This is a genomic window from Bradyrhizobium sp. USDA 4502 (assembly GCF_054063355.1).
This window is the reverse complement of sequence record NZ_JBSSGF010000001.1, coordinates 9185323-9209330: the sequence shown is the minus strand read 5'-3', so window position 1 is coordinate 9209330 and position 24008 is coordinate 9185323. Positions and strand designations below refer to the sequence as shown.

The window sequence follows — 24008 nt, the reverse complement described above, 5'->3', positions numbered from 1 at the left end:
TCTTGCGCGCGACAATCATCGCGGCAATCATCACCTCGCTTGCGACACCGACTCGCCATCCTGATTGTCGCGCGCTTCCCAGCCAGATTGTCGCGCTATAGGCCTGCACCCAATCGGGGAGCGGGTTATTCTCCAGATCAACACTCGAGTCATGACTTAGCTGTGTCAGGCAGGGTCTCGGGTACGCTGGTTAGCTGGTTGTTGCTGGCGCCGAGCCATAGCAGTTCAGGAGGCACCGTTTCGGGCAGACTGGTCAGCTCGTTATGGCTAGCGCTGACGCTGGAGCCCGGCTGGAAGCTCGGGCAGACTGCTCAGGCGGTTGCCGCTAGCGTCCAGTTCCTCAAGCGTCGCCGGAAGGCGATCAGGCAGACTGGCCAGCTGATTGTTATCGACGTTCAGGCGCCGCAACCCGGGCGGTAACTGTGCCGGCAGGTTGGTCAGCCCGTTGCTGATGACATATAGCCGTCGCAGGCCAGCAGGCAGCTCAGGTAGGTTGGTCAAGCGATTATTGCTGGCATAGAGCCGCCGGAGACCAGCCGGAAGGTCCGCGGGAAGGCTGTTCAGTTGATTGTCATCGACGTTCAGGCGACGCAGCCCGGCCAGGATCGGTCCAGACAAGGAGGTCAGGGACAGCGATGACAGATCCAGGGCCTCATTGAGGTCGCCCGTCTGCCGCCAATCCATCGTTCGACTTACCGCCTGTTGACGATTCTCATGTTGCCCCTGCCCGTCTTCGGCAGCCCAGTCCGCCAAGGTCTCATGCTGCCGGCTGGATGCCTCATTGGCGAATGCCAGCGCATCCGTCAGGGCTTCGCGCCACTGCATCGTGGCCAGAGACCCCGGCTCGGACGTTTCCGAATCGGAAGTTTCGGAAGGAGAGCCTGAGCCAAGTTGTTCTGTATTCATCGACGCCGTTTCTTCCTGTCCAAATGAAGCGAATGCGTGCGGAGCCGCACCTTTAAGCTGTCAGGCCTTACCATGGTTGGCGTGCTCATCAGCTGATGACAAAGCCGGCGATCAAAGCGCGGTCACGACCCGCGATCGGCACAAACGTCCAGCCGGTCTTTTCGGCCGGGCGACTATGTCTTCCTGGATGACGAACTCCCACCTATTCCGACATCGGGCGGCGAGGACCGATCCTCGCCAGATCGACTCACGTTTCCGCAGGCTTCGGCCAACGAAAGCTGACCACTGGCTCTTGCCGGAAGGCCTTTTCGGTTGAACAATTGAACAGCTGCATCTGCAGATGCGATGGAATTCCTTAGACCTCGACCTCAATGTAGTAGATCCGCGCCGCGACCGACAAACTCGAGCACCGAATGCGCCTCGTTGATCTCACGTGAGACGCGCTTCAATATCCGGATTGCCACCTCTTCCGTCGCGATCAGCCCCGCTTTCTCGCAGGCCAAGCCGAAATGATGCATCACCTGTTCATAGGAAGGCGCGACACGATTCTGCAACAAGCTGATCGTCAATGATGAGAGCATCTGCTCGACGATATCCTTCTCAGCCTGGACCAAGAACTACATCCTCCTGATTTTTTTTCGGTTCTGTGAACTGTAGACGCCGCCGACGGCATCACGAGAGCATCTCTGCGTAGATTGTCGTATTGCGACGTCGCCGCATCATGCGCGTCGAACACGGCTAGGAAGAGATTTCTTTGGTCGATTGCCTCTTTTGGTTGGCCCACTTCTCCCCCGTACGAGGCTGGGTCGCTTCACTTTGTATGAGTTGCAGCTCCCCGATGATCTTCGCTATCGCCTCATGGCCCGTAGCGCCTTGCGGCCATCTGCTGAAGTCATCCAACAGACTCTCCGATTCCGGCTTGGTAAAGTCAAAGAACCGAACACCGCGGCCAAGGACCTCATTAACGATCGCAATCGTGGCTTGCCGAGCCGCGCTCTCCTGCGGCCATCTGTTGAAACCGATCACCAGGCCCCTGAGGTCCTGGGTGGTAAAGTCTGAGAGCCCCGTCCTCCGCCCGGCGCGGCGAAGGACTTCGCCCGCGAGTACAACGGTCACTTGACCACAGGGCAGCTCCTCCGGCCAATTGCTGAAGCCGTTCACTAAGTTCGCTAGTCCCTGTTGTGAAAACTCGCAGAGCTGAGTGGCACGGCGCAGAACCTCACGAGCGAGTGCGACTACTGCGCGGCAAAACGCCGGCTCTTCCGGCCACTTGCTAAAACCGTTCACCAGGTTCGTCAGCCCCTGCTGAGTAAGATCGGGGAGTTGGGCTGCACGCCAAAGTACCTCACCAGCGATCGCGACTGTCGCCTTACGACATGTCGCATCGTCAGGCCACTTGCAAAACCCGTTCACCAGGTTCGCCAGTCCCTGTTGACTATAATGAGGAAGCTGGTCAGCACGGCGCAGCAGCTCACTTGCAATCGCGACTGTGGCCTGACGAGAGACTGCCTCATCCGGCCATTTACTGAAGCCATTCACCAAATTTGCTAGATCTTGCTCGCTAAGCTCAGGAAATTGGGTGACCCGTCCAAGGACTTCGCCTGCGATCGCAATCGTGACTTGACCACAGGCCAGCTCTTCCGGCCACTTGCTGAAGCCGTTCACCAGGATGGCTAATCCCTGCTGAGGAAATTCGCAGAGCCTGCCGGAACGACGCAGAATTTCGCGTGCAAGCACGGCTGCCGCCTTGCATGAGGCCGCCTCATCCGGCCATTTGCTGAATCCGTTGACCAGGCTCACCAATCCTTGCTGTGTAAAGTCAGAGAGCTGGTGATGGCGGCCTGAGCGCCGAATGACATCGCCCGCGATTGCAACCGCCGCCTGGCGAAAATCTGCTTCTTCCGGCCATTTACTGAAGCCGTTTATCAGCGCCGCCAGGCTTAGGTTGTTCAACTCTTGAAGCGGCCTGCTTTCGTCGCGACAGAACTTAGCTATTCTGATTGCCCCTTTGCGACATTCCGCTCTGTTGGAGTGCCGACCGAATGATGCTGCAAATATGGAAAGCGCCCTTATTCCGATTTTCCCAATCAGCGCATGTTCAAGCAGCGACAGACGACAAGCTATTCTCTCGCAAGCGTCCCGGCCGGCCTGACCTCCCGCCTTTCGGCTCACCGCATTGCACGTCGTGGCATAGCCCCACGACTTCCCGGCACGGATGCTTTCCTCGAAATTTGGCAGGAACCTAGATTGAAACTCAAGGGCTGCCTGTTGCAAAAAGACTGGATGGTCCGTCTTGCGCAGCTGCCTATCGCGCGCAACCACCACAGTTGAGAATTCAACGATGTCGCGAGCACGATCGATTTCGGTTAGCGCCGCGGTCAGATTGGCTTGAGCAGACATGGGATCTTCCGAGCTTTCGCCGCAGCGCCTTGTGCGGCCACGAGCTCAATGCGACCGGTTTTCGCTTCTGGCTGATAGTAACCGCCTATGCAGTTTAGGCATCTGCTTGCGACAGCGGGGCGGTTCACCGAAGGCGCTCTCACTGCGCAACGAGAAATGCGGTTGCAACCGCTGTCAGCAATTTTACGCACATCATTCCATTACCTCGTGGCATATCGCGACTCCGGTGTTGCAGCGCAACTGATAACGGCGAACACGGCATCATCCCAGCCGATCGATGCACCTACTCGCCCCTGGCCGCGAGTGAGACAATCGGCACAGGAAGCTCGCCTGCCGGATGATATTGACTCACTCGACGGTCACCCCAGCCTGCCTTTGTCTTTACGGCTTTACATCCTACAACCTGACGCAGCGTGGGGTTCAAGCCATTAAATGTTGGCTTGCACTTTGCACGACCCACGATCGCAATGACTATCAGTGGAAGCCTTATTCAGCTCAAACGACTTCAACTGAGATTCTTCATCTGAGATCCCAAGCTCGCTCTTGCATTTCGTCGATCGATTCGCGCGCATGATATCGCGGTAGAACTCGTCTTTTCTATGGGGGACAATACTTGCGCCACGCCATTTCCATGATGTCGGTGAGCGCGCGTCCCTTCCCATTGAGAAGACGATTACGATCGTCCGCCGACAAGCGCGGGAACGGCAAGCGCAATGAAGCTGCGAGATAGCGTACGCCGCTCGAGGTCAACATCGCTATGCTTGCAGTCGCGAGCTCCCGCTCTGATCCCCTGCGGAGCGCAGGAATTCCGCAACTCGCACGATTGTAACGCAGAAAAACCGCAACGATCCGCGGCAAATTCCGGTCGCGCACTTAGCGCAAAGTGATATCGCTTGATAGGAGCCTTGAATACATCGAATCGTTCGCCACATGCGCCGGGCAATGACGGCAAGTCGCACGTTCAGGCGCAGTCCATCGCATGAACGCGGATGCAGCGACTGCGAAGTGCTGAGGCGTACGCGTTGTAATTCCAATGCCAACTGAACCTGCATTTGTGATGACTTCGATTGATGATAGATTAAGTGAAATCAGATGGGTGCGAAACGAGATCTGGCGCTGTCGTAGGCTGCTTAAAGCGGAGCTGCCTCGCGAGGAGAGTGAGGCCGTTGAGAAGCGTCTGCTCGAACAGCTTTTTGCCTTCGAAAGGCTCCTGACGACCGCATTTCCTCTGGTCTTGAGTTCTGGGGTGCACTTAACGAGAACCAGTCCCATCAGTTCTAGCGAATCCATTGAACCGCTCGTTGAGGAGCCCGCAACGGCACCAACCGGTTCCTTCGGAAGCACGATCGGCGCCTAATCCAAGCGGCTTCCCGCGCTCAAGAAGCCCTCCGTTTTCACTCCCGATGCAGGACGATTGGGAGGTTGTTGGCCCCTCGTTTTTTCGATCCGCCCTTTCTCTGCGCCGCGATTGGCATCACCCGGCGACATTCGACACGCAGGAGCTTGAAATTATCCCTCAGGCAAAACATGGCCGCGTCCACATCGCCACGCCCTGTAAAGCGGTCACAGAAGCGCATCACGTCCGGTCTGCAAGACGTCAAGATCTCTTCTGATCTTAGTTCGCGGGCACGAGCGTATCCCGCGCACCACGCAGCTGCGATCGCAATCGAAAAAAGGGCGGTTACATGGCGAGGTACAGGGTAAGTCCAATCCCCTCGTTGTTTCTGTTTCAACAAACCTCTCTTGAGCTGCATACCCTTCACTGTTCCTCCCCGCGAGTATCATCTGTCTGGGAAAAGCAAGTCGCCGCATCAGCGGGAGCGGTCTTCCACTGCGCACTTGGCATCATTGTTGCGGTACTAACGAATCATCGGTGCATCGCACGCACCAAGCTCTCTCGCCAAGCCAACATGGCTGGCAGCATTTGCAGCGCACGCAGCCCACTTTAGGTAATGCGTTAGTTCTTGTGACATTCGCGACGTTAGTTCCCAACATGACATTTCTGCAAAGGCGCCCGATCTTGCTTTGTGCTGCCTACAACCTGCCGCTACGGTAGATTCAAGCATTTTAATCGTCGGGCACGTTCCAACACGTTTCAGGATGAGCATATCCATATTCTTATGGAAGACACTAAGGCGGGCGCTCATCATTCATTGGCAAGGCGGCGACCATACCCAGTTGACGGTCAAAAAGAACAAGATCGGACAGACCCGCTGGACGGTCGAAGCCGATGTCCTCGATCTCGTTCGCGTATTGGCGAGGCAATTATCGGACACAGCAATCGCTGCGATCCTCAATCGGTCCGGCAAGCTGACTGCACATGGTGCGAGTTGGACACGATCCCACGTCTGCAGTCTCCGGAACACCAACAGCATTCCTGTCTACCGCGAAGGTGAACGAGCCGAGCGCGCCGAAGTGACGTTGGATGAGGCCGCCGACATTCTGAGGGTGAGCCGCACGACGGCCTATCGGATGGTCAGCAGTGGCACCCTTCCGGCCCGGCAGCTGTGCGCCGGGGCGCCCTGGATTATCCGGCTCGCCGACCTGCAGCGAGACGCTGTGTGCCGCGAAGCCGATGCCAGACGATCGCATCGTCCGATATCTCGAGATCCGCAACAGAATCTCCTTCCTTTATAAGGGCATCACCAGATGAGCAGTATGACGCGCCAACGTCGCTGCCGGCGAAGAGGCTATTCTTTCTCGTGATTGTTTGTGGCCGGATGGCGCGCTCGACGATGTTGGAGTCGAGCTCGATACGTCCATCGGTCAGGAAGCGTTCGAAGATGGCACGGCGCGAGACGGCATAGCGGATCGCCTCGGCCAATTTTGATTTGCCGGAGATCCGCCGCAAGGTCTGCTGCCAGAGATCGAAGAGATCTGCGACGATCGCCGCGGAGGCTTGCTGGCGCGCGGCAACGCGAGCGTCGGGGCTTTGACCGCGCACGGTTTTCTCGATCTGCCAGAGCTTCGCCATCCGCTCGACCGTCGCCGTTGCCCCTTCTGAGCTCCCCGCAACATGCAGCTCGTAGAACTTGCGTCTGCAGTGTGACCAGCAGCCAGCCAATGTGATGCCATCATTGCCGCGATCGGATCGCGCGAGCTTGTTATAGGCGGCATAGCCATCCAAGGCCTTCGACCGCGCGCGGTTCGGCCGACCATCGGAAAAGCTCGACTCTGCGAATGGCGACGTTGAACAGCAAGCCTTTGCCTTCGAGGAGATCGAGGACCGGCATCGCTGCGATCAAGGCCCGGGTCAGCAAGGGCCGTGCGCAAGCGGATAGCAAGCGTGCACCGCGTCGGCGCAAGGGCTTTGCGCCCCATCTGGAACGGGTCGAGATCGTCATTGAGCCGGAAGAGCTGGCTGAGCATGCCGGCAAGCAGAAAGTGCTGATCGGCGAGGACGTGTCGGAGCGTCTGGATGTGGTGCCGGTCAAGTTCCATGTGATCGTCACGCGCCGTCCCAAGTATGCGTTCAAGAACGCGGACGGCGTGATCCAGGCGCCGGCCCCGGCCCATATCATCGAAGGAGGCATTCCGACCCGCTTGAGGTCTTGGCTGCGTAACGCGCCGGTCTCGTGCGCCACCCGCAAACTCTCGGCCAGCAACAGTTCCAGCTTGTCGCCGAGCCGCTTGCGCCAGTGGCTCAGGTCCGAGCGCTCGTGCGGGAACGCGTGCTGAAAAAACTCTTCGCCGGTGAAGTACTGGAAATACGGGTCGTGGACCCAGCGCTCGCACAGCCCCTCATCGGACAGGCCGTAAATGTGCTTGAGCAACAGCAGCCCGATCATGAAGCGGGTCGCGATGCCCGGCCGACCGTTCTCGCTATAGAGCGGCGCGATCTCGCCGTCGATCCAGTCCCAATCGACCTTGCCGGCGAGTTGAACCAGCTCGTGCTTCATATTGATGATTTGGTCCAGCCTGGCCCGGAACAGATCGCCCGATCCCGTCGTCCTGTGCTTCTTCGGTCGCATCGCCACCTCCGATGCGCCGACGGAATCATGACTGGCGATTCGACGGAATCCTGAAAATGAAATTGCAAGGTTCCGATGCCCGAAGCTTCAAAATCCTGCAATCGCAAAACAGTCCGCAACGACAAATGCGATTCTAGCTCAATTGCTTAGCCGATCTTCACGGACGACTCCTTAACCGAGCCAGATTGCCCAGCGTCTAGCCTGCCACCGGCGCAGAGATAGCCGTGCAGTTCGCTAAGACAAGCATCGGCGCTCTTGAGTTCCCGCCGGGCCTGTGGGGCAATCGTGAGATTGGCGAGCTTATACACAGGATTGCGCTGCTCCATCAGGTCTGTGATCATCTCGTCCCGGTCTGCGGTTTGTATTTTCGGACGGTTGGTGTCGTGTCGCAGGTTGCGCCTGATCACGTCCTCGTTGGTATTAAGCCAGATCGAGACCGCTTTCTCGCCGACACGACGCCGGACTTCTTCGGTCATGAAGGCTCCACCACCGGTTGCGAGCACCAGCGGCCCCCGATCGAGCAGCCGGCTGATCTCGTTCGCCTCGAGATCCCTGAAATGCGCCTCGCCGTCCTCCGCGAAAATCTTGGTTATGGACTTGCCAGCCTTCGCCTCGATCTCTTTATCGGAGTCGACGAACGTCAGCCCCAGCTGCTTTGCGAGTGCACGTCCCACACCGGATTTCCCGGCCCCCATCATACCAACGAGCACGATCGGGCGGTTGTCGAGGGCGCCAACAATCTCTGTTGCGCGAGGCGACCGCGCTGCGCGTGTCGGCCGGGCCACGTTCGACACACGAGCATGGCTAGCGCCAACGCTGTTGCCGGCTTCGGCTTCCCAATGGGGGATCTGTGTGGCCCCCTCGGGGATGACAACCTTGTTGCACGCCCGTCGCACGCGCTCCAGGAGTTGCTCGGCTATAGACTCATCCGGGGGCTCCTCGCTCCCTCGCTGCAGCCGTCTGAGCTTCTGCAGCTCCTTGTACGTGTCATGATTGTCGAGCTTGGCCTTGTAGCTGTCTGCCGTGTGAAACTCGAGCTCAAAACGGTAACCGCCAGGCGTGCCGAACACTGTCTTGATGCCAGCGAAGGTCCGCGATCGCGTCCTGAACCAGTTAGTCGTGCTGACCTCGCTATACCCGCTCTCCTCGAACGCTAGAATGGCTTTCTTGAAGGCACGTGTAAAATCCCTGTCAGAGAATTCGAAGACGTGGCGTACAGCGTTGTTGAAAAGCTGGACGCCGGCCTCAGAGCTGGCCTGGATTCCGGTGAGCTCGTCTGTCATTGAGCTTGGCGATCTAAGACGCTTAGCCAAATGGGGCATCTTCACCTCGATGCCGGCCCCCTTAAGGGCTTCGGCAACCGACATTGCCGTCCGCGTGATGTCCTTCTCTTCGGCTTGAGCGCGGGACGCCTCCATTTGGGCGCGCTGTGCCGCCGCCTCGCGAGTCAACGTGATTGTGGTGGCGACATCTTCGGCAGCAAGCGTTGGAGCCGAGGGTTCGCGCAGAATCCCCCGCTCGGCAGCAAGCTTGATCGAGGCTTGCATGACCGACGCCGCGAGCGTCGGATTGTCATTGAGATCCTCCAAGGCCGCATCGACATCGAAACGACCGTGGTTGAGGATAGCCGCCAAGCTCTTGGTGTATGGAGCCGATTTTAACCCGGGTGTCTGTTGCAACAGGCGCTGAAGGTGCCTGCTCTTGATCATAAAGGTGTAAACGCCAGTGTCGGATTTGTAGGCGTCAGTTCCGACCTTGGTGCCGATGCTCAGCAGATTTTTTGCACTTTGCACGAGGTCGTGCGGCATGTAACCATCCGGTCGGGGCTCGATGCGCGTAGGGTAACGATCGACCAGAAGCTGGACGCGGTCCCGTGGGTGAGCCGTTGCCGGATAGGTCTCGGCAAGCGGCGGAAACAGCTCGCAAAGCTCTTGGCTCATTGCGAGCTGTCTCTCACTCGCAGTGGCGGCTGTTTCGGGCAGGAGTTGAGGCGGAACTTGCTCGTCGAGACCAGCCGCCCACGCCTCGAGTTCGGTGAGAAGCAACTCGGCCGCCTCGAGCGCGACGGGATGGTGTGCCAGCTCAATGTCGTGCCGCGCCTTCTCGAGCTTGTCCCGGACGTCGTGAGCACTAACCTGTTCCTGCTCCAGCAGGCCGCGAATGTCTCGCTTGAGCTCTCGGTCAATGCCTTCGTACGTGCCGAATATGGCACGTTCGGCAAACCACTGCCGGGCTTCATCTGATTGAGCCAGAAAGCCTCGCTGCAGGCCGGTATAAGTTTCCAGAACGTTCCGCGTGGCGGCGAGAATCTGGCTGGCGCGACCGAAATTATAGCGACCGTCCTCAATCGCCGGGGTATGGGATTTTGGCGGCTTGAGCGAGCGGAGGCCGCGAGCTTGCTCCTCTTGGTCGAATTGCCTGACATGCTCGTAAAGCTGCGGCCGGTCGGCAATGATAATGGCCGTATCGCCATCGAAGTCGCCGTCGAGTTTTTTCTGTTCATCAGGCGGGATGGCAACCAGGGACCCCGGAGCGAAGATCTCAGTGGCCTGCAGGATCCCGATACAATCGAGCGCGCTGTCCGCCGTTACGCGGTCCTTGCCCTTGATCCAGCTCGAATGGCACTTGACGTCCTCGGCGGACATCACCAAGCCACGGTCGGCGAAGTCGGCCGGCCACATTTCATCCGGCACCACGATCAGAAGCCCCTTGGCGAAGAAAGTCGGATCATCGACTGCCAGCTTCTCCCCCGACTTCTGGGCGACGTTGAAGCTGTATTGTATGGTCACGCACTGATCGAGAAACGCCGCAGTCGGGTCCCCGTCCGCAGCTGACCTGACGCGATCGGGGGCGAACGGGCGGAGGTTGGGCTTGTCGTAGGGCGATCGCCCGATCAGCACGCCACCACCGGTCAATGTTTCGCTCTTGAGCCTCGGCACATGCAGACAGCCATCAGCGGATGGGACGGCGACGGCGCCCGGACCATTGATATTCGCGGCTGTTACGACGCGAAACAGCTCCTCCGACGTCAGCTCTTGCTTTACCCGACTCTCAAGCCAGCTCATCGCCTTCCGCCGGGCCTCATCCGCTACTTGCTCGCTGCGCGGATAATGTTGCAAGGCCGACGCTGGCAGGGATGCTCTCCTTCCCTCGGCAAAGGCCTGCACGCGGTCAGGACCTTCCTGCTCGCCGGCGCGGCAAACAGCTGGCATAAGCTTGGCCAGCGAGGCCCGGATGAAGCCGCAGCCGTCGTGCGGTCGCAATGCAATGGGTCCGGCCGCCCCCCTCAGCTGGAAGGGATGCTCCTCGTTGGCAGGGCGGTCAGGCAGCAGCGCCAGTTTGAAGGCGCCTTCCAGCGCGGAGTCGTGGGGTGATAGACCTTTGATCGCCGGCGGCGCCGCAAAGCCTCTGCGCTGAGTATAATAATAGGCCTCTTTGAAAGGGGCCCACGCGCGCGACAGCTGCTCGAATGCTGTACCCGGCCCGGTTTCGGCATAGGGAATCGCCAGCAGCTTTCCCCCCGAAAGCTTTGCTTGCTCGTCTGGGGCGCGGGTCGCAATTTGAGACACAGTTAATCGTGGCGGCTTTAACTTGCTGCCGCCGAACAAGTCAATCCGGTATGGAATACCGTTTACATTTACCGTACGCGCCAGCATGAAGGCGCTCGGGGGTGCCGGCAATTGTACCGCGACGACGGGCAGGGCCCCCGAAGTCAGGCGATGGAAAATCGAGTACCGCGTCTCCGGCTCCGTGGCCAACGGCCGCCCATGCATGTCCACGACCGGCAACTGCATCAGTCCCGCCTCACCTTGCGGAGACCTCGGGGCGTGGTCCATGGCTCGCAATACCTGGTGCACGTCGAACACCGACGGAGGACGTTGCGCCTGGATCGCCGCCGCATCCTGCTCCATGAATAAGTCCAGCGCATCCACTGGACTATCCGCCTCGATCTGCGCAATCAGATTCCAGCTCATGCTGGACAGATCGTCTTGAATCAGGTCGCGAGCGCCAGCCAGGATCTCTCTCGTGCCGCACTGCAGCTCTTTCTGCCTGATCCGTAAATCGGGCCTGTCGCCCTCGACATAGGGTGACCTGAACAATCTCTCCAGCACCGCACGAGCCTTGAGCGTCTGATAGATCGATAAAGCGGGGCGGCGGCTCGCAATGGGCCCACGGCTCCGCTCCGCACCGCCCGCGTTCAGATGCGCCTTGATCTTTTGCTCGAGCAAGGGCTGAAGATCGTTAAGCACGTTGAGGGCCTGCCTGCGGTGCCAGCGCAGTGGCTTCTCTGGGCTGCGCGCGAGCGGCAGCAGAGCAGCACTCAGATTACCCATGGTTTCGAGGTTATTCTCGGCGGCAAAACCAGGAGCTGAATGCAATTCAGAGAGCCGACTCAAGCCTGTCGGCGCGAGCAAACCGAGATCATCGAATAGGCCAGCCTTACCCAGAGCCTTGAAAATGTTCGTGATGTTCAGAACCTCAGCCGTCAAGAGGCGATCATCATCATACTGCAGGTAGTGGGCGAGCTTGTGCAACCGATCCTTCGGCAGAGCGGCATCCGTAATCTCCCCACTCTCCTCCGCCCTCCTGATCGTTCGGGACAGAGCGTTGGCGAGCATAGCCAGCTCAGGCGTGGTGAACACACCAAATCGCTGTGCTCCAGCCCCCAATTCGCGCGCGATGTCCATGATGGACTGACAGCACATCGCGTCAGGCCACTTGCTGAAGCCGTTCAGAAGGTGCACCACGTCCTGCGGAGAGAACTTAGAGCGCTGACGCTGACGGGTTTCCCCGGCGATTACTATCGCGGCTTTGCGACAATCCTCACTCTCTGGCCATTTGCTGAAGCCGTTCAACAGGTTTGCCAATCCCTGGGGGGCCAAATCAGAGAGTTCGGCGCGAAGGACCTCACGCGCGATCGCAAACGTGACCTCGCGACAGTCCCGCGCGTCGGGCCATTTGCTGAAGCCGTTCACCAGGTTCGACAGGCTTTGGTGCGTAAACTCTGAGAGTCTGGCGTGACGAAGGACCTTACGCGCGATCGCAAGCGTCGCGTCGCGGGAGTCCTGCGCGTCCGGCAATTTGCTGAAGCCGTTCACCAGCATCGCAAGGTCCTGACGGTCGAAATCAGAGAGTCCGAACTCACTGCGCGCGTCGCGGCGAACGACCTCACCCGCGATCGCAAGCGTGGCGTCGTCACAGTCCGGCGCGTCAGGCCACTTGCTGAAACCGTTCACCAGGTTCGCCAGCTCCTGCGGAGTAAAATCAGAGAACTGGGTACCCCGGCTAACGACCTCGCGCACGATCGCAAGCGTAGCGTCACGACAATCCCGCGCGTCCGGCCATTTACTGAAGCCGTTCACAAGCATCGCCAGGTGCTGGTTGTCAAAATGCCGGGCGCCGCGGCGAAGGACCTCACCCCCGATCGCAACCGTGGCGCCGCGCGGGTCCTGTCCGTCCGGCCACTTGGCGAAACCGTTGACCAGATTTGCCAGTTCCTGCGGTTTGAAATGGAAGAGCTCGACGCGGCGAATGACCTCACGTGCAATCGCAAGCGTAGCATCGCGACACTTCGGCTCGTCCCGCCACTTGCTGAAGCCGTTCGCCAAGTTAGCCAGATTCTGGCGAGTGAATTTAGAGAGCCAGGCATGGCGGTCCCGGCGAAGGACCTCACTCGCGATCGCCAAAGTCGCCTCGCCCGACTCCGTTCCGTCCGGCCACTTGCTCAAGCCGTTCACAAGATTCGCCAGTATCTCCGTGGCAAAATCGGATAGTCCGAACTCACCGCGGACGGCGCGGTGAACGACCTCAGACGCGATCGCAAAACTGCCCTCGCGACAGAGGCGCGCGTCCGGCCATTTGCTGAACCCGTTCACAAGCATCCCCAAATGTTTCTGATCAAAATCAGAGAGCTCGCAGCTGTGACCGGCACGACGGACCACGCGGGCAATAGCTTCCGTGCCTTCACGAGTTTCCGCCTCGCGCGTCCACTTGCTGAAACCGTTCACCAGCAGCGAGATATTTTGGCTATTCGTCGCGCCAAGTACCTTGGGTTCATCACGACAAAACTCGGCAATTCTGATGACTCCATTGCGGCATGTCTTCGACTGCTGATGCCGACCGAATGCTGCCGCGAACAGCGAAAGAGCAGCGGGCTTAAGTTCGCGCAGTAACGAATTGGAAAGCTGCGACACCCGAGATGCCACCGCTTTGCAAGCTTCGAGGCCTTCCTGACCGCCGGCCTCGCGGCTCACAACGTTGCATGCCGTGGCGTAGCCCCAGGATTCCCCGCGGCGGATATCGTCCTCGAAGTGGGTGACAAATTGGCTCCTGAACTGGGCGGCAGCCTTTTGCACAAAGACCGCACGGATCTTCTCGTCCTCCCGCTGCAGCCGCTTGTCATTTTCCACCACTGCACGTGAAAATTCGACAATGTCGCGAGCGAAATAAATGGCGTCCAGAGCGGCGTTACATTGCTGTTGTGAAATCGCAGCTTGCGCGCCCTGCGGGGCGACAAAATCCAGGCGCCGCCGTTTTGGCCCTGCCTCGAGGTCCGATACAGATTGCCTGTACGAGGAAGAGGCACCTCGTGAACTCCTGGACTGATCGGCACAGCGGCTCTCGGCACCGGAACGCGACGAACTTTCTTCGCAATTTGGCGCGCCGCGATGCGCCAAATACCGCAAAGCTGGCTCGTCGACATGCGTATTCACGGAAGGTTCGGTTGACGTACGGCGTTGGGCATCGCTGGCCGAAGTCGGCCTTCCGGCCGAGCCCGCAGCCAGGTCCTGATTTTCAGAGCGCAAGCCCTGCAAGACAGAACTGAACTTCGAGCGATCGTTTCCGCCGCCAAGATCTGCTTCAGGACCGGACCAGTCCATCTCTGATCCGCGGGCTTCCTTCGCTCTCCAGTCGGCTCTCGTCAAAATCAATCTCCCATGCGAGCTAGAATGCGCCGATTCCGACGGTGGCATAGAGGCCTGCGGCGTCGGCCTCAACGACTTTTGCTTCAGAGCGGAGCCCCTTGGCCGCGTTGACAGGACGTCACTCGCCACTAACCTGACGTGCGAGTCAGTTTTGTACGATTGTGCGCTCTAGCGCCGAAGATATGCCCTGGACCTGACGGAAATCTGATTAGCGTACAGCCGACTCGGGATTCATCGGAGTAGTTTCATTGGATTGGTTAAGCCGGATGAGAGTGGTCATAGGCGGTTTGACTTGCGCATGCGCGACGCCATTAGGCTGGCCATCACCGGCTGGCGGTCTTCGACGAACGGGCATCAACCGTGTCCGCGCCATAGGTTGTTTCAGCAGACGAGCGTGTCAGGGCTTCGACGGCGTCAATCGGTAGATTCGGTCGGTCAGGATCGTCCGGCCTAGGTTCCGGGCGCCACTCACAGCGGACTCGCCGCTGATAGTCGGCTTGGTGACATCCGTTTTGGCGGCCACGATTTTGTGCCTCGGCCTCGAACTGTCACCCTGGCCGGCATCGTCGGTGTCAGGCAGGAGACCCAAGCGGCCCAGTCTCTCGACCATTCGGCCGGGAGCGGATTGAGAGCCGTGGGCAAACTTCTCGGGAACGGCGAATGAAACATCGTACGCCGTCTCCTCGGGCACGGCGGACGAGGATGGCCCGGGCTCATTGATGATCCGACTGAATAGATCCTGATCCTCTTGTGTCCAGTTGAACGCTGCTGGAGACCCTGGGGATCCACCGCCGTCGATCTGGTTAAAATCCATACAGCTCTCCTTCTGTTTTGAGAACATAATCTCTTGCAGATCCGCCCGGCTTTTACTGCCACCAGTTCAGTCATAGGTCGCATCAATCGAGAGACGAGAGCCTATGCTAAGAGGCTTGGCTTTCGAAAAGCTGGCGAGGGGGCAAGCCAAACGCACGCTGCAATTGTGGATCACGGCAAAGGTAATGCCGCAGATGCGCGCTTCCCGAAACGAAGTCCAGGCCGTTTGTGATTTCTCGAAGCCGAACACGCTTTCACGGGGATGTCCCGGGTTCTGTTGAATTTCTGAAGAGGTCGGCGTTGCCCACCTTGAGCCGGTAGGCTCGGGGTGCTGATTCCACAAAGGAGAGCAACGCCATGACGAGAGATATCACACCGGCTAGTTGGCCGGCGATCGGGGCTGTGGACGACGCGTTTGCGGAAGTGCGAGCGAGCTTCGATCGGTTCTGCCTTGCGGCAGGGATCGAGGCGCTCGGCACGATGATGGAGGCGGATGTCACGGCGGCCTGCGGGCCGCGCCACGGTCGCGACGCGGCGCGGCGGGCGCACCGTTGGGGCCGAACGCGGGGACGAATCGGTTTCCACGGCGGCAAGATCGAGGTCGAGCGTCCGCGGGTCCGGGGCGTGGACGGCCGCGAGGTCACGATCCCGAGCTGGGAAACGGCGGCGCAGGAGGATTGGCTCGGTCGCTGGGCGATGAACCTGATGCTGATCAATGTGTCGACGCGCCGGTTCGGCCGCGCTGTCCGGCTGCCCGAGGGTGACGTGCCGGCACCGCCCGGATCGGGGGTTTCGAAGTCGGCGGCCTCGCGGAGGTTCGTAGCGCTGTCGGCGGCGCGGCTGGCCGACTTCATGGCTACCGATCTGTCCGCGCTCGACCTTCTGGTGGTCCAAATCGACGGGCTGCATCTCGGCGACGATCTCGTGCTGGTCGCCGCGATCCGGGTTGACGGCGAAGGCAACAAGCATCCGCTGGCTCTGGTGGAGGGGCGACCGAGAATGCCGCAACGGTTCAGGCCCTGCTGGACAACCTGGTCTCGCGCGGGCTCGCCCCGACGGTGCCAAGACTGTTCATCGCCGACGGCGCGAAAGCGTTGTCGAAGGCGATCCGCCGCACCTTCGGTTCGGCCGCTGCGATCCAGCGCTGCCAGATCCACAAGGCGCGCAACATCATGGAACGCCTGCCGAAACAGCATCATGCGGCCACCCGTCGGGTGCTGCGCCAGGCCTGGGAGCTCGATGACGCCGACAAGGCTGAAAAATTGATCCGCAATCTCGCGCGTCGACTCGACCAGCAATGGCCCGGCGTCGCGGCCAGCATCCTCGAAGGCCTCGACGAAATCCTGACTGTCGTCCGGTTGAAGCTGCCGAAGGAACTTCGTCGATTGCTCGCCTGTACCAACATCGCCGAGAACATGATGGGCACCATTCGCCGCGTCACGCGCAACGTCAAACGCTGGCGGGATGCCGGTATGGCCTTGCGATGGGTCGCGGCCGGCATGATCGAGGCCAACAAGGGCTTTCGACGATTGAAGGCGCATAAGCAATTGTCGGTTCTGCGTGCGGCCCTTCAAGCTCACTACGATCGCATGACGATCAAGCCCGTTGCCCACGTCACGAGGGCCGCGTAACATTCATTCCGGCAGCGTCGGCCCGACGTAGTTCAACACCGATCGGGACATCCCCCGCTTTCACACCAGAGGCCGTGGTGCCTGACAGTTCCTCCCAAACGTGCCGGAGTGTCAGCATAGCAGCCAGGAACATTAGTCGTCCGTTAACAAGCGGGGTCGAGGGCGACTGGGGTTGCGAAGGCGGGCCAAAGAGCGATCAGGATGAAGCGCAAGAGCTTCCTGAGCCAGGCGAGGATGCGGCGGAAGTTATGGCCCATGGCTGAGAGGACGACGTTGGCGGCGTCTCCTGGGCGGCCCTTGAGGTAGCGGCGGCCGAGGTGACCTTCGGCCTTCAGGTGTCCGATGATGGGCTCGATGGCGGAGCGGCGGCGCAGCTCGCGCTTGATGACACCGAAGACGCCGCGCTTCTGGCCGGAGATGAAGACGCGACGGGGATCTTGCGCGTCGTGGCCGCGGTATCCCTTGTCGACATAGGCGCGCTCGATCGCACAGCCGGTGAGTGTCTCGGTGCGGTCGATGGCGTCCCGCAAGGTGTGACCGTCGTAGGGGTTATCGGGCAGCGCCTTGGCGTGCAGCACGAACAGGCCCCCAGGAGCACGGCGGTTGTTGGTGACGATGGAGGCCTTCACCCCGAACTCGTAAGGAGCGCTGGCCTTACCCTTGCCGATGCACTCCACCTCCGGAGCATGGAAGGAATACAGCTTCCAGCCGCGCTGGCGCTGCTGCTGCGAACGGATCTGCGTGGCCCGGCTGAGCGGCAGTGCGAACGCGTTCTCGAGCGCTTCCTGCCCTTCGATCTTGCGGCGGATGTCGCGGATGATCCGGCCCAGTCGGCTACGCAGGATGCGCAACTGCCGCTGATGCCGCTTGAATTGCTTGGCATGGGCGTAGCGGGAAGCCATCATTGCCGCGGCCTTGGCAATGCGAAGATAGGATTGTCGCAGCTTGACCCCGTGCTTCCTCGCCAGGCGGTTGAGCCCCTTGATCGCCGCGTGCAGCAGCTTGGCATCGGTCGGGAAGGTGATGGCCTTCGGCTGCACGGTGGTATCGACCGTGACCCGCTTGAGGTCTTGGCTGCGTAACGCGCCGGTCTCGTGCGCCACCCGCAAACTCTCGGCCAGCAACAGTTCCAGCTTGTCGCCGAGCCGCTTGCGCCAGTGGCTCAGGTCCGAGCGCTCGTGCGGGAACGCGTGCTGAAAGAACTCTTCGCCGGTGAAGTACTGGAAATACGGGTCGTGGACCCAGCGCTCGCACAGCCCCTCATCGGACAGGCCGTAAATGTGCTTGAGCAACAGCAGCCCGATCATGAAGCGGGTCGCGATGCCCGGCCGACCGTTCTCGCTATAGAGCGGCGCGATCTCGCCGTCGATCCCGTCCCAATCGACCTTGCCGGCGAGTTGAACCAGCTCGTGCTTCATATTGATGATTTGGTCCAGCCTGGCCCGGAACAGATCGCCCGATCCCGTCGTCCTGTGCTTCTTCGGTCGCATCGCCACCTCCGATGCGCCGACGGAATCATGACTGGCGATTCGACGGAATTCTGAAAATGAAATTGCAAGGTTCCGATGCCCGAAGCTTCAAAATCCTGCAATCGCAAAACAGTCCGCAACGACAAATGCGATTCTAGCTCAATTGCTTAGCCGATCTTCACGGACGACTAATTATTTACGTGATCGAGTACGGACCTGTGGTCCGCTAGATCGATCGTTTGGCCGTGAGCGCGAAAATCATTGCCTAGCCGACGAAGTGCCAGAGTATAACACAAAACCTTTGTACGTGGCGGGTTTTTCTGAGCCACATATTGAGCAATCACACTATCGATAAGGTTCCGGTCTTCTGGAGAAAGATTGGGATAGTTGGGGTCTAAGCCATGATACGCAAAAAGGACCCTCACCCCTGCGTTCACATGTGCGTCGTCTGGAAAGTAGGTATTTACGTGATCGAGCAGGGGCTTGTGGTCCGCTAGATCGGTCGTTTGGCCGCGACTGCGGAGATCATTCCCCAGCCGACGAAGTGCTCTGGTATAAAGCTGAACCGTTTTAGGTGCCGGGTTTGTCTGAGCCACATATTGAGCAATCGCATTATCGATCAGGTCCCGGTCTTCTCGAAAAAGATTGGGGTAGTAGTCGCGGTTTAAGCCATGCGCAAGAAGGACCCTCACCCCTGCGTTCACATGTCCGTCGTTCGGAAAGTAAGTATTTACGTGATCGAGCAGAAACTCGTGGTCCGTTAGATCTGTCGGTTGGCCGCGACCGCGGAGATCATTAACCAGTCGAAGAAGTGCCTCATTGAACCGTGCCTGGGCTTAAGTTGTTCTCCGCCGCATATTGAGAGATCAGGCTATCGATAAGCTTCCGGTCTTCCGTCAGAAGTTGCGTACGAAGAACGCTCAGCGCTCTTTTGATATGTTTATCTTTTGGCAAGTAAGTATTTGCGTGGTCGAGCAGGCGCTTGTAATCGGTCAGTTTGGCCTCTTGGCCGCGAGCGCGAAGATCATTCACCAGTCGACGAAGTGCCTGAGTATTAATCTCAACCGTTTCAGGTTTGGGGCTTTTCTGAGCCGCATATTTAGCAATCAGGCTGTCAATAGAGTTCCGGTCCTCCATAGACAGATAGGGATAAGCAGGACCCCTGCTGGCGATAGGAGCGGCTTGGCTTGCCTCGGCCAAGTGCTGCTCAAATTGTCCGGCCTCGTCCGTCTGCGGCGCTTCGGAAACCGCGTGCTGCACCTGCAACGAAGCTGCTACATTAAATGAATCAAAGTCTTGCGGGTCCATGTTAGCCTCAGGTTCAAGCTCGCCTGAGCAAGTCTCTACTCCTGCAAACTTTCGAGAAACTGACGGCCCACCGGCCAACCACTGAAGCGGCGGCGCTGGGACTAGGGTCTCCTCCGCGATCTAGCAGGGTGTTGAAGAAGTCTTTGAACGGCGCGCGATGAATGGGATGTTGTTACCGTTGAGGAGGCAGATCTCCCCTTCGAGTGAGCCGTCATCCTTTAGTTCGGCCCAACCATCACCCTCGGCTGGCTCCATTTCGTCGTTTCCTTGGCAGCCGAACTCGACGGTATCGCCGTGGCAGGCTCCAAGAATGGAGCCAGTGAGGCAATCGAAGGCAAATTCGCCGCCGGCCTCATCGAACAGAATGTAGGCGCCCGCCAAGGCCATGTGTAACCGGTATGAGCTCCCACGTCCGCGATGATTAGCGGTCGCGGGCGTAGCGGATGGGCATCCAGTGCTGGCGCAGCGCCTCGACGACGGCTGGCATATCGAGGTAGGCGTTACGGAGGAAATCCTCGGTTTTGCGACCGCTTCGTGGCGGTCCGAGCGGCGGACGGGCCTGATCGTCGCGGCAATGCAGCAGGATGGGCAGCAGCAGGCCGTGATTGACGTTGTTGACGTCGAGCAACGGCGCCCACGCCGACAGTCTGAGCCGCATCGCGGCATAGAAACCCTGGCACCAGGGATGCGCATCGATGTTGCCGCTGGGGTCGCGCCGGTGCATCGGCTCGAACCGATCGGGGGCAGTCGAGAGGGTGTTGCTGATGTCGTTGTGGCGCAGCGCGACGGCGGAGATCGCGGCGAACTCCGGCGTGCCGCCATGGTTGAAAGCGTCGGCATCGATCGCGAGCAGCGGGCAGATCCAATCGAGCGGGCTCATTGACACCGGTCCGGCCACGATCGCGGCGGTATAGCCGTCGAGCATGGGAATGCTGGTGGCGGCAGGATGGCGATCGACGCGATCCTGGAGCCATCGCTCGAGCTCCGCAAGCGACATCGCGGCTGACGCCATCGATGATCCTGCCTTATGGCGACGTGGGCTCATGCCGCTGCCTGCGGTGTGTGCCGGCGCGCCGCCTTCCAGTTCCAGGCGAGCAGCTCGTGCAGCTGATGGCTCTTGGTTCGCCCGGACACGATGCGCTCCAGCACATCGGTCAGGTAGGCCTGCGGGTCGAGCTCATGGAGTTTTGCCGTGTTCACGAGCGACGCCAGGATCGCCCAGCTCTCGGCGCCGCCTTCGCTGCCGCTGAACAATGAGTTGCGTCTTCCCATCGCAATCGGGCGCATGGAACGCTCGACTGTGTTGCTGTCAACTTCGACACGGCCGTCGCGGAGAAACAGCGTCAACCCGTCCCAGTGATTGAGTGCGTAGTTGATGGCCTCCGCCAGCTTCGATTGGGAGAAGAGCTGGCCGACCATTGCGGTCAGGCGCGTCCTGAGCGCCTCCATCAATGGAGCGGACCTGGTGCCGCGGGTGGCCAGCCGCTGCTCGGCACTGCTGCCACGGATCTCTGCTTCGATGGCATAGATCGCCTGCAGGCGCTCGATCACTTCGCGCGCGAACGGCGACTGGGTCGTCTTATACACCTCGACGAATTTGCGGCGGGCGTGGGCGAGACAAAAGGCGAGTTGGATCGCGCCGCCATGATCGCGGGCGAGCGCTTTGTAGGCGGCATAACCGTCGACCTGTAGAATGCCGGAAAAGCCCATCAACTGTCTGGCGATCTCCGCCGTGCCGCGGCCGTCGGCGAACACGTAGGCCACCGGCGGCGAGGGACCGCCCCATGGCCGGTCATCCATGGCATGCGCCCAGAACTGGCAGATGCGCGGGTGATGTCGTCCGGGATCGAGCACCGGCATCGGCGTCTCGTCGCAGAACAGGCGCGGCGCGGTCTGGATCGTGCGCAGCTGAAGCGCATAGAGGCTCCTGAGCCACCAGGCCGCACGCTTCACCCAGCCGGCAAGCGTCGCCCGGTCGAGATGGACACCCTGGCCGGCCAGAATTTGCACCTGTCGGTACAGCGGCAGATACCAGGCGAACTTCGAGACTACCACGTGGCTCGCGAGTGCGGTCGAAGCCATGCCGCTCTCGATCAGGCGCGGCAGCACCTTCGCCTGGATCACACCATCGGTGCAGCGGCGGCAGCCGTACTTGGGACGGACCGTCCGCAGCACCCGCAGGATCGCCGGGATGATGTCCAGCACCTCGCTGACGTCCTCGCCGATCTTGTGAAGCTGGCCCTGGCAACACGGGCATGCGGTCGCCTCCGGCTCCAGCACATGCTCACAGCGCGGCAGGTGCTTTGGAAGCGCGCCGATGTTGCGGCGCGCCTTCTTCCGCAGTGGCTTGCCGGGCGGCTTTGCCGCAGCTGCATCGTCGTTGGCAGCTGCAGGCGGCGTGACGTCGGTCTCAAGATCGCCAAGCTCAAGCGCGAGCTGCTCGGCCACGAGCGCGGCAAGCCGCTCCGAGCGCTTCCCGAAGATCATGTCCTTGAATGTTTGCATTGCTACGCGCAGCGTCTCGTTCTCAGCGTCAAGCGCGAGCACCATCTCGGTCAGAGCTGCCGGATCGGTCGGGAGAGTGTCGGGGCGAATCGCCATCACCAGACGATACATCCGTGCGACCCATGCTCCAGTGAAATCCTCACTTCTCAGCCGACAATGGCCGGCTGCTTCACAGGCTTGGGCGACACACGCGTCCACTCGAGCCCGTCGAGCGAGGGCACATCGAAATATCCCCTCTGGGGAGTCTGACGAATCACCTGCCATCGAGGTTACAGTGTGCGAACCGACGCATCCGTTGTTTGGCCGCACATTCCGCGTCATTCGCCGTTCAGTCCATCGCGGCGGCGGCTTCCCGCTTTCGTACGAGGTCGAATATCGAGACGGTGCCAGCCTTTTGATTCCGGTCGTGGCAACCGAACCACGGATGTCGATGGAGAGTCGGACGAAGCTGAGCGTCGAGGCACTAGTGGCTCTGCACAGTGATTATGACTCTTTGGAAGGCGCGGGATAGGCGCGGCCCATTTTGGTGCGGGCCTTGTCTGTTGTGAACATCCATTTGATGCGAGAGCGGGCGGCATTTCGCTTCCGTTCCCAAGCGGCGATTTCGCGGCGCAACCGCTTGGGGGCGTCGATTCTGCGATTGAGGCACTGGCCCCGCAGGACGCCGATCTCGATCTCGACCATGTTGAGCCAGCTTGCGTGCTTGGGCGTGTAGTGGAACTCGAGCCGTCGCAAAATCCGCCTGGCTTCGGCGGGCGGGAAGGCCTGATACAGGGCGCCGGCGGAGTGGGTCGATAAATTATCCTGGACGACCCGGATGATCTCGGCGTCGGGATAATGGATGTCGACGAGGTCGCGCATGCAGGAGGCATAGTCTTCAGCCGCGCGCCGCTCAGTGACTTTGACCTTGCGCCAGGGACGATGCACGTCGAGGAATACGAAGAGATTGACCGTGCCGTTGCGACGGTACTCGTAATCGTAACGTTCGAGCTGGCCGGGCTCGGCCGGAATCGGTTGACGCGCCTCGCCGATGAGCTGCACCGGGCTTTCGTCGAAGCACACCACCGGCCGCTTGGGATCTGGCGCCTCGGCGTAGAGGTCGAGCACGTCCTCCATACGGGCGACGTATTCGCCGTCGATCTGCGGAATGCACCACATGTCCCTGCGCCAGGGCTTGAGGCCATTTTCGGCCAGGCGCCGCCGAACCGTCTCATGCGGACAGGCTCTTGTGTTCGGTGAGCTTGACCATCGCACCTGCCAGCAGCTCAAGCGTCCAGCGGGCCCGGCCTTCTGGCGGACTGGCGCAGGCCGTCGCCACCAACAAGGCTTCTTCCTTGACCGTGAGTTTGCGCTCCGCTCCGGGCCGCGGCTCATCGCTCAGCGCCCGCTCCAGATTGCCTTCCACGAAGCGGCGCTTGGTCCGGTACACGGTCGAGCCGCCCACGCCGACGCTCCGCGCGATCTCCTCATCGCTGCCGCCGGTGTCGGCAGCCAGCAAAATCTGCGCGCGCTTGAGCTTACGGGACGCATGCTTGCCGCCGCTGAGCAGCGCCTTGAGTTCCGTGCGCTCGATTTGGCTGAGGTCGACCCGATAGCGTACATTCATGGCATGCCTCCGTGTTCGAGGCACGCACCAACAACTGAATCGGATGGCCGGCGTGAGTCCTTCGGCAAAACCCTTCACGCCCACACAGGGGCAGTACCTGGCCTTCATCCACCTCTACACGCGCCTGCACCGCAGACCCCCGGCCGAAACCGACATGCGGGAATACTTCCGCGTTAGCCCGCCCTCGGTTCACCAGATGGTGCTGACGCTGGAACGGGAGGGCCTCATCAGACGGCAGCCAAGGACCCCTCGCAGTATCGAGGTCCTCGTTGATCCAAAACACCTGCCGGAGCTACTCTGACCGCCAGACGCAACCCGTCAAAATCACTGTGCAGAGCCACTAGACGATCTGGCCACTCTGGTTGAGCAGCTCGAACACGATGCCAATCGACCCGAAAGACCTTTGGGCCACGCTGCCAACGGCACTGCAGCGCCAAATCGTCAACGAGGTCGCCGCAGTGCTGGCGGAGGCA

13 protein-coding genes and 4 pseudogenes are annotated in these 24008 nt (G+C 60.2%); 4 read left to right on the top strand and 13 right to left on the bottom strand.

Translation table 11 applies throughout. The annotated features are described in order from the left end of the window. Nucleotides 1-267: 267 nt before the first annotated feature. The 3 genes from ACVW1B_RS42885 to ACVW1B_RS42875 all read right to left on the bottom strand — a co-directional run bounded on the left by ACVW1B_RS42885 (nt 268) and on the right by ACVW1B_RS42875 (nt 3306). Complete coding sequence (locus ACVW1B_RS42885; protein WP_245314102.1) at nt 268-906, bottom strand: hypothetical protein; 639 nt, start codon at nt 904-906, stop codon at nt 268-270. A gap of 368 nt (nt 907-1274) precedes the next feature. Then, nucleotides 1275-1520, bottom strand: coding sequence for a hypothetical protein (locus tag ACVW1B_RS42880; RefSeq protein WP_253603966.1), 246 nt, complete (start codon nt 1518-1520; stop codon nt 1275-1277). Nucleotides 1521-1644: 124 nt separating this feature from the next. Continuing rightward, on the bottom strand, nt 1645-3306 hold the full coding sequence (locus ACVW1B_RS42875; RefSeq protein ID WP_253603968.1) for a hypothetical protein: 1662 nt from the start codon (nt 3304-3306) through the stop codon (nt 1645-1647). 2100 nt (nt 3307-5406) lie between these two features. On the opposite strand from ACVW1B_RS42875, the gene ACVW1B_RS42870 reads away from it, so the two are divergent. Then, nucleotides 5407-5943, top strand: a complete 537-nt coding sequence (locus tag ACVW1B_RS42870) for a helix-turn-helix domain-containing protein (RefSeq protein ID WP_309144993.1) — start codon at nt 5407-5409, stop codon at nt 5941-5943. On the opposite strand, the pseudogene ACVW1B_RS42865 reads toward ACVW1B_RS42870, so the two are convergent. Further along, nucleotides 5834-6433: pseudogene (locus ACVW1B_RS42865) on the bottom strand (IS66 family transposase); the annotation flags it as partial. The gene ACVW1B_RS42870 and the pseudogene ACVW1B_RS42865 sit on opposite strands and share 110 nt — an antisense overlap. Here ACVW1B_RS42865 and ACVW1B_RS42860 point away from each other — a divergent pair. Next, nucleotides 6432-6846 (top strand): annotated as a pseudogene (locus ACVW1B_RS42860) (IS66 family transposase); the annotation flags it as partial. The pseudogenes ACVW1B_RS42865 and ACVW1B_RS42860 overlap by 2 nt on opposite strands. Here ACVW1B_RS42860 and ACVW1B_RS42855 read toward each other — a convergent pair. From ACVW1B_RS42855 to ACVW1B_RS42845, 3 genes and pseudogenes are all read right to left on the bottom strand, one after another. Then, nucleotides 6843-7277, bottom strand: a pseudogene (locus ACVW1B_RS42855) (transposase); the annotation flags it as partial. The pseudogenes ACVW1B_RS42860 and ACVW1B_RS42855 overlap by 4 nt on opposite strands. Nucleotides 7278-7423: 146 nt before the next feature. Beyond that, nucleotides 7424-14158, bottom strand: coding sequence for a shikimate kinase (locus ACVW1B_RS42850; protein WP_253588038.1), 6735 nt, complete (start codon nt 14156-14158; stop codon nt 7424-7426). Between the two features lie 442 nt (nt 14159-14600). Beyond that, nucleotides 14601-15017 (bottom strand): hypothetical protein, encoded by a 417-nt coding sequence (locus ACVW1B_RS42845; RefSeq protein WP_253588039.1) that lies wholly within the window; start codon nt 15015-15017, stop codon nt 14601-14603. A gap of 356 nt (nt 15018-15373) precedes the next feature. Between ACVW1B_RS42845 and ACVW1B_RS42840 the strand changes: the two are divergent. Continuing rightward, a pseudogene (locus tag ACVW1B_RS42840) lies at nt 15374-16647 on the top strand (IS256 family transposase). 143 nt (nt 16648-16790) lie between these two features. On the opposite strand, the gene ACVW1B_RS42835 reads toward ACVW1B_RS42840, so the two are convergent. From ACVW1B_RS42835 to ACVW1B_RS42810, 6 genes are all read right to left on the bottom strand, one after another. Next, nucleotides 16791-18137 (bottom strand): IS5 family transposase, encoded by a 1347-nt coding sequence (locus tag ACVW1B_RS42835; protein WP_253603970.1) that lies wholly within the window; start codon nt 18135-18137, stop codon nt 16791-16793. Between the two features lie 795 nt (nt 18138-18932). Then, the gene (locus tag ACVW1B_RS42830) at nt 18933-19424 is read right to left on the bottom strand and encodes a hypothetical protein (protein ID WP_253588042.1); all 492 of its coding nucleotides are present in this window, start codon (nt 19422-19424) and stop codon (nt 18933-18935) included. Nucleotides 19425-19544: 120 nt separating this feature from the next. Beyond that, nucleotides 19545-19805 (bottom strand): hypothetical protein, encoded by a 261-nt coding sequence (locus ACVW1B_RS42825; RefSeq protein WP_253636007.1) that lies wholly within the window; start codon nt 19803-19805, stop codon nt 19545-19547. A gap of 40 nt (nt 19806-19845) precedes the next feature. Continuing rightward, the gene (locus ACVW1B_RS42820; RefSeq protein ID WP_253588043.1) at nt 19846-20436 is read right to left on the bottom strand and encodes a UPF0149 family protein; all 591 of its coding nucleotides are present in this window, start codon (nt 20434-20436) and stop codon (nt 19846-19848) included. 29 nt (nt 20437-20465) lie between these two features. Beyond that, the gene (tnpC, locus tag ACVW1B_RS42815; protein ID WP_253609788.1) at nt 20466-22025 is read right to left on the bottom strand and encodes an IS66 family transposase; all 1560 of its coding nucleotides are present in this window, start codon (nt 22023-22025) and stop codon (nt 20466-20468) included. Nucleotides 22026-22412: 387 nt separating this feature from the next. Further along, nucleotides 22413-23535, bottom strand: a protein-coding gene (locus ACVW1B_RS42810) for an IS630 family transposase (RefSeq protein ID WP_069280104.1) whose coding sequence is annotated in 2 segments (ribosomal slippage) — nt 22413-23144 and nt 23146-23535 — 1122 coding nt in all. Because the reading frame shifts where the segments join, the coding sequence is not laid out codon by codon here. Between ACVW1B_RS42810 and ACVW1B_RS42805 the strand changes: the two genes are divergently transcribed. Then, nucleotides 23534-23836: a LexA family protein gene (locus ACVW1B_RS42805; RefSeq protein ID WP_309144994.1), complete on the top strand. Its 303-nt coding sequence runs from the start codon at nt 23534-23536 to the stop codon at nt 23834-23836. The two genes, ACVW1B_RS42810 and ACVW1B_RS42805, sit on opposite strands and share 2 nt — an antisense overlap. Nucleotides 23837-24008 lie beyond the last annotated feature (172 nt).